Origin of the sequence: Brevundimonas sp., from assembly GCF_018608325.1 — a bacterium.
Taxonomy (GTDB): domain Bacteria; phylum Pseudomonadota; class Alphaproteobacteria; order Caulobacterales; family Caulobacteraceae; genus Brevundimonas.
The window spans coordinates 1-6,201 of the sequence record NZ_JABAZW010000149.1; the positions used below are offsets into that span (position 1 = coordinate 1).

Consider the following 6,201-nt stretch of genomic DNA (forward strand, 5'->3'; position numbering starts at 1 on the left):
CGGCCCGATCCGCAAACGGCAGGGCGGCGACCGTCCGCTCCAGCGTCTGGCCGTCCGGGGTGAGGTAACGCAGGGCGAACCGGGTTTCAGGCCCGCGCAGACGGCTTCTCCACATCGCATAGCGGCCGTCCTTGCCGTCGCGCATTGCGCCAGTGGCGATATGGCCGTCGTGCGAGGTCATCGACATCAGTTCGGCCAGCAGAACATCGTAGCCTTCGCCATTGATCGACAGCAGGCGGGCGCCGACCGGCAGGTTTTCAGCCTCGCCATAGCCCTTGGCGACGAAGATACCGTCCGTGCTCCAGTGCAGATCAAGCGGCAGGCCCGCGGTCTGTGCCCTCAGCTGCGCGGGCATCCCCTTGGGCAGGCTGACCGTCAGATGACCCTCTCCGATCTGGCCCGACAGGACGGTCAGGATTGAATAGATTCGGACCGGATCATTCGTCTGACCGATCCGCGCCAGGGCCGCCGCCTTGGCCTGCGCCCAGTTCTGCGGCGTCTGGTGCCAGTAGATGTTGGGCAGGGCCGCCTCGAAGGCGTCGATGGCAAGCTGCACGTCTTCGACGGCCTGATCATGGGTCAACACCACGGGCGGCGGGGTCGCCTCCTGCGCCATGACCACGCCGGGCGCGACGCACAGGGCGATCAGGGACACGGCGGTTCTGAGGATTGGCGACATGGGGAGCCATCGGCTATAAGCAAAATACTGCCGACACATAGAAAGCAATATTTTGCCGAGTCAAGTGACGCCCGCCTTTATGACCTTCGTCGCCGAAAATGTCCGCGCGCGACGTCAGGCGGCGGGCCTGAACCAGAAGGGGCTGGCCGAGGCATCAGGCGTCAGTCTCCGCATGATCGGCGCCATTGAGGGCGGGACAACCAGCGCCAGCACGGCGACGCTGGACCGGATCGGCATGGCGCTGGATGCGACCCTGGCTGAACTGGTCACCGATCCGGCCCTTCCCCGCAGCACCGTCGTCGATCAACTGGGCTGGACCGGCGAACAGGGGGGAACCGGCACGCTGCGCTGGAGCGTGGCCGTGCGGCGCGAGGTGGATGCCTGGGAATGGCGGCTGGAGCCGGGCGACCGTTATCAGGCCGCGCCCGACCCTGACGGCTGGCACGTCATGCTGTTCGTGCTGGAGGGGGAACTGACGTTGGAGCTGGATTCAGGCCCGGTCTTCATCCGGCAGGACGGCTATCTGCTCGCAAGCAACCAGCCCCACGCCTTCGCCAATCGCGGCGAGAGCGTGGTCCGATTCTATCGCTGCACCGGCTGGTGAAGCTCAGAAATACTCGGCGTTGGCCGGGCACTGGGCGCTGATGCGGCGCGCGGTGATGCTGGCGGGGATATAGGGGGTGCCGCGCACGACCTGGGCGCCGCCCCGGAAGCTGAAGCTGGTTTCAGTATAGGTCCCGCTGAGGCGCACATTGATGCGGCGGTTCTTGTGGTCCGAGCATGTGCCCTCAAACCGCGCATTGCCGTCGCCGACCACGCGAGTCGGATAGGTGCAGCGCCATTTGTTGGTCGAGATGCCGCCGAAGAATCGGTTGATCTCGCTGGGGCGCACGCACTTCTGAAGCGTCTCACGCTGGCCCACGGCGTTGGTGGTGTATTCCCAGAAACCGGGCAGGACTTCGCTTTGGGCGGCGTTCGGCGCCGCCGTCTGGGCAGGCGCCATCGCAGGCGTGGCCAGCATGAAGCCGCCCGCGAGCACGGGCGCCAGTACGGCCAGAGCCTTATGAGACAGGGTCAGACGGGACATGGCGGCCTTCTGTTCAGCTTTCATCTTCATGATATGATCTATGCAGCACGGGAATTGAATGGCGGCTGAACGCTAGGGTTCCCTGCCGTGCAGACTCGTCAGAGTCGCACCCGGCGCACCAAACAGCCAAGACTCGGCTTGACGCCGAACAGGCTGATCCCTTATACGGCCCCCTCTCGCGCGGGCTATCTCCCGCGCGTACTTGTTTCACGCGTCTGTTCCCCGCTTTGGGACCGGCCGCCGCACCTTAAGGATCTGACGATGTCGCGTCGTTGCGAACTCACCGGTATCGGCCCGATGGTCGGCCACAACGTGAGCCACTCGAACATCAAGACCAAGCGCCGCTTTCTGCCGTCGCTGAAGACGGTCAAGCTCACCTCGGACTCGCTGGGCCAGACCTTCAGCCTGCGTATCTCGAACGCTGCGCTGCGCACCCTGGACTACAAGGGCGGCCTGGACATCTTCATCGTCAAGGCACGCGACGAGCAGCTCTCGATCGCCGCTCAGCGCATCAAGCGCCAGGTCAAGGCCAAGCTGGCCGAGCAAGCCGCCGCCTAATCAGCGACTGCTGAACCTATTCTGGAAAAGGCCGGCGGAAACGTCGGCCTTTTTCTTTGCCCTTTTGACCTGACGGCCTATCCCTTGCCTGTTCACCAACGGGGGCGATGGCCGAATGCAAACTCATATCTCTCGCATGGCGGCGACAGCCGCATCCATTCTGGCCTTGAGCGCAGGCGCCATATCGGCCCAGAGCGAAGCCGCAGGCGAGACGCCGCGCGAATCGACCGCCTTCACACTGGCCACCGACCAGCCGCGCACGGCGGAACAGTTGGTCATGCAGTTCGACAAGGCGGACCTGTCGATCAAGGTGATCCCCGACGACAAAGCCATCGACGCCGTCGCCGTGCTCGACTTCACCGCCCTGGCCCCGCTGGATCGGCTGGTGGTCGAACTGGACACCCTGCTGGCCATCTCCTCCGTGCAGGTGGACGGGATTGAGGTCGCATCGGGGCGCTGGAGCAACCCGGAAGGCCGCCTGACGGTCGATCTGCCCCAGACGTTGCAGACGGGCGGCAAGACCAGCCTGCGTATCGCCTATGCGGGCCAGCCGCGCGTCGCCCCCCACGCGCCCTGGAACGGCGGCTTCGTCTGGTCCACCGCCCCGTCCGGCGAGCCGTGGATCGCCACGGCGGTTCAGGGCGAGGGCTGCGACCTGTTCTGGCCCTGCATCGACAACCCGCACGGAGAACCGGGCCGGGTCGACCTGCACATCACCGTGCCGTCCAGCCTGTCGGCGCCGTCCAACGGGCGCTTCCTGGGCAAACACGACCATGGAGACGGCTGGACCACCTGGAACTGGACCGCGAAACAACCGAACACCTATGCCGTCGCCCTGAATATCGGCCCGTATGAAGAGGTCACCGCCGACTACGCCAGCCGGTTCGGCAACACGATCCCGATGACCTACTGGCACCTGAAGACCGACGATCCGGCCAAGGTTCAGGCCCTGTTCGCCGAGTTCCCCAAGATGCTGGACTTCTTCGAGGCGACAGTCGGCCCCTATCCCTTCGGCGACGAAAAAATGGGCGTGGTCGAGACCCCGCACCTGGGCATGGAGCACCAGACCATCAACGCCTATGGCAATGAGTACAAGCTGGACGGACGCGGCTATGACTGGCTGCTGCAGCACGAGTTCGCCCACGAATGGTTCGGCAATCAACTGACCAATCAGAACGCTGACGACATGTGGCTGCACGAAGGTTTGGGCAGCTATATGCAGCCGCTGTATGGCCGCTGGCTGCACGGCGACCGCTATATGCAGACCGAACTGGCCGACCAGAGGCGCGGCCTGATCAACAAGTATCCCGTCGTATCCGGCAGCCCCAAGACCGAGGGCGAGGTCTATAATTCAGAGAACGGCCCCGGCAACGACATCTATTCCAAGGGCTCGCTGATCAGCCATTCGCTGCGGATGCTGATCGGTGACGAAGCCTTCCATAAGGCCCTGACGCGGCTGGTGTACGGACGGCCCGATCCACGGCCGGGCAATTTCGCACCCCTCTATCGCTCGACCCAGGACTTCCTCAACATCGTCAATGATGTGACCGGCAAGGACTATGGCTGGTTCTTCCGCGGCTATCTCTACAACGCCGCCCTGCCGGTGCTGAACGAGACGCGCGAGGGCGGACGGCTGAAACTGCACTGGACCACCGGCGACGGCGAGCCCTTCCCCATGCCGGTGGAGATCGAGATCGACGGACGGGTGCGCACGCTGGCCATGACCGGCGGACGCGGCGAGATCACGGTGCCGAACGGCGCCCATGTGCTGATCGACCCCGACAACAAGCTGCTGCGCCAGTTGGACTTCATCGACGCCTATCAGGCCTATCGGACGGAGCAGGCGGCGGCGAAATAGGCCCCTACGCCGCCTCCACCGTCACCGACTGGCGCACGAAGGCGCAGCGTTCCTGGGTCGTCAGGAAGGCGATGTCCGCTGCGTCGCGTCCGCAGGCGATCCGCACCAGTCCCTCGACCGGCGCCAGCCCCGTCGCGTCGACCAGCCCCCAGCCGTTATCCAGCCAGACCTCGAATATGGCGTGGAAGTCGGGCGGGCTCAGCTCAAACGCATAGGCGCTGACCGCCCGCGCCGGAATGCCCGAGGCCCGGCACAGGGTCATGCCCAGGTGGGTGAAGTCACGGCACACGCCCGCCCGGTCGATGAAGGTGCGCGCCGCCGTGGTTTCAGTGTCCGACACCCCGCGCTCATAGTCGATATTGGCGCTGATCCAGTTCAGGATCGCCAGCACCCGCGCTCCGCCCGCGGTGTCGCCGAACTCACGCGTCACAAACCGCCCGAACTGGTCCGACGGACAATAACGGCTGGGCTGCAGATAGGGCAGAACCTCGGCGGGCAGATCGCCCCAGTCATGTTGTGACACGTCGGGCGGCAGGCCCTTCAGCACCCCGTTCTCGACCACCGCCTCATAGGTCAGCTTGACCTCGCCCGAGACATGGCAGCGCAGGGTCCGGGCGCCGAAATCGACGTCCTCATCCTCATGCGCCTCGACCGGCGGGTCGAAGGTCAGGCTTTCGTGCAGAATGTCCTGCCCCGGCCAGTGCGCGACCTGAATCTTGTAGATGGCGTCGGTGGGCGGATCGAAACGGTAAACAAGCTCGGCGCGGACGCGCAGTTTCATGAAGTCACCGGACTGTAGGAGATGGCGAGGACCGCCGCCCCAACGCCATGCGACTGAGGCCGTTCAATGTCTGAACGCCTGAACCCGATGGCACAGCCGCCCTGTGGCGTCCAGCCGCAGGGAGGGCTAAGACCCCGCCATGTCCGCCGTCCTGCCGCGCCCCTCCCCCCGCGCGTTCGCCCTGATCGTTCTGGTCTTCTCCGCCTGCGTGCTGGGCCTGGCGCCGATTCTGGTGCGCCTGACCGAGACGGGACCGGCGGCGGCGGGTTTCTGGCGATTTCTGTTCGCCCTGCCGCTGCTGACCCTGCTGGCGGCGCGCGAGCCAAAGGGACTGGCCGCCAAACCGTCAAAATGGGCGCTGATCGCGGGTCTGTTCTTCGCCCTGGACCTCAGCTTCTGGCACTACGGCATCGTCATGACTTCGGTCGCCAATGCGACGGTGCTGTGCAACCTGACGCCGGTGGTGGTCACCCTGTTCGGCTGGTTCGTGTTGAAGGAGAAGCCGCACCGGCTGTTTCTGGTCGCCCTGGCCCTGGCCATGAGCGGCGCCTTTGCAATGGCGGCGGGGGCTGACGGCGGTCAGGGGACCAACCCCATGCTGGGCGACATCTTCAGCGTCTCGGTCGCCCTTTGGTACTCCGGCTATTTCCTGGCGGTGAAGGCGGCGCGCGCCACGTCCGGCGCCATGCAGATCACCCTGTGGGCCACGCTGGTCGGCACGCCCCTGCTGCTGATCGTGGCCCTGGCGCTGGGCGAGAACATCATCCCCGCCAGCCTGGGCGGATGGGCCGCCTGCATCGCCATGGGTGTCATGCACGTCTTTGGACAGGGCGGCGTGGCCTGGGCGCTGGGACGTCTGCCCGCCTCCATCACCGCCGTGACCATTCTGGTGCAGCCGGTCGTGGCAGGCCTGCTGGGCTGGTGGATCTTCCATGAGACCCTGACGCCGGTTCAGGCCATCGGCGGGGTGCTGGTTCTGGGCGCTGTCGTCCTGGCCCAGCGTAGCGCCACGCTGAAAGCCCGCACGGCCGAATAATCCAAAAACAAAACAGGCGCGGAAGCCGTAGCTTCCGCGCCTGCCTCTGAAACTATGTGCTCAGCAACTCTTAGAGAAGCTTGAGGTCGATCGCCGAGGTTTTGCCGCGCTGGTTTTCCAGCTCGTACTCGACCTTTGCGTTCTCATCGAGCCCCTGAAGGCCCGCCTTTTGAACGGCGGTGACGTGCACGAACACGTCGGA

The 6,201-nt window shown here is 65.2% G+C and carries 8 protein-coding genes; 4 read left to right on the forward strand and 4 right to left on the reverse strand.

The window, feature by feature from the left end; all coding sequences use genetic code 11:
- Positions 1-679, reverse strand: a 679-nt coding sequence (locus QZ281_RS14730) for a hypothetical protein (RefSeq protein WP_292229623.1), incomplete at its 3' end; no start/stop codon positions are given.
- Between the two features lie 79 nt (positions 680-758).
- Here QZ281_RS14730 and QZ281_RS14735 point away from each other — a divergent pair.
- The gene (locus tag QZ281_RS14735; protein ID WP_292229625.1) at positions 759-1,283 is read left to right on the forward strand and encodes an XRE family transcriptional regulator; all 525 of its coding nucleotides are present in this window, start codon (positions 759-761) and stop codon (positions 1,281-1,283) included.
- A 3-nt stretch (positions 1,284-1,286) separates the two neighbouring features.
- On the opposite strand, the gene QZ281_RS14740 is transcribed toward QZ281_RS14735, so the two are convergent.
- Positions 1,287-1,796, reverse strand: a complete 510-nt coding sequence (locus QZ281_RS14740; RefSeq protein ID WP_292229627.1) for a DUF3617 family protein — start codon at positions 1,794-1,796, stop codon at positions 1,287-1,289.
- Between the two features lie 231 nt (positions 1,797-2,027).
- Here QZ281_RS14740 and rpmB point away from each other — a divergent pair, with 231 nt between their 5' ends.
- Positions 2,028-2,324 (forward strand): 50S ribosomal protein L28, encoded by a 297-nt coding sequence (gene rpmB / locus QZ281_RS14745; RefSeq protein WP_292229629.1) that lies wholly within the window; start codon positions 2,028-2,030, stop codon positions 2,322-2,324.
- A gap of 115 nt (positions 2,325-2,439) precedes the next feature.
- Positions 2,440-4,182 (forward strand): M1 family metallopeptidase, encoded by a 1,743-nt coding sequence (locus tag QZ281_RS14750; RefSeq protein WP_292229630.1) that lies wholly within the window; start codon positions 2,440-2,442, stop codon positions 4,180-4,182.
- Between the two features lie 4 nt (positions 4,183-4,186).
- On the opposite strand, the gene QZ281_RS14755 is transcribed toward QZ281_RS14750, so the two are convergent.
- Positions 4,187-4,963 carry a transglutaminase family protein gene (locus QZ281_RS14755; RefSeq protein WP_292229632.1) on the reverse strand — a complete coding sequence of 259 codons (777 nt, stop codon included), beginning with the start codon at positions 4,961-4,963 and terminating at the stop codon, positions 4,187-4,189.
- Between the two features lie 139 nt (positions 4,964-5,102).
- Between QZ281_RS14755 and QZ281_RS14760 the strand changes: the two genes are divergently transcribed.
- Positions 5,103-5,999 (forward strand): DMT family transporter, encoded by an 897-nt coding sequence (locus tag QZ281_RS14760; RefSeq protein WP_292229634.1) that lies wholly within the window; start codon positions 5,103-5,105, stop codon positions 5,997-5,999.
- A gap of 70 nt (positions 6,000-6,069) precedes the next feature.
- Here QZ281_RS14760 and QZ281_RS14765 read toward each other — a convergent pair.
- Positions 6,070-6,201 (reverse strand): cold shock domain-containing protein (locus QZ281_RS14765; RefSeq protein WP_292229703.1); only part of this gene is annotated, 132 nt, incomplete at its 5' end.